The sequence below is a fragment of the Onishia niordana genome, assembly GCF_004798965.1.
Taxonomy (GTDB): Bacteria; Pseudomonadota; Gammaproteobacteria; order Pseudomonadales; family Halomonadaceae; genus Onishia; species Onishia niordana.
On the sequence record NZ_SDSD01000131.1, the window covers coordinates 1 to 252 of the forward strand.

1 protein-coding gene is annotated in these 252 nt (G+C 38.5%); it reads left to right on the plus strand.

Features of this window, described 5'->3' with window-relative positions; translation table 11 throughout:
• A partial coding sequence (locus tag ETC27_RS18215; protein ID WP_240724970.1) for a permease-like cell division protein FtsX occupies nucleotides 1-252 on the plus strand: 252 nt, incomplete at both ends.

Here is a 252-nt window from a genome sequence, read left to right on the forward strand (position 1 = left end):
TAAAATTTATTCAGAAATTGAAAAAATCCCTGATGTTGCTTCAATCAAGTTCTCAAGTAAAGATGAACAACTTAAGCAATTGACAGAGACATTGGGCAGCACTTGGGCTCTTTTCCAAGGTGATGCTAACCCGCTCTACGATGCTTATATCGTTGAAGCAGATAATCCACAAGATGTCGAAAAAGTTGCCAGTGCTATTAAGAAGATTAATGGTATCCAATCTGCAAACTATGGTGGTGCCAATACAGAACG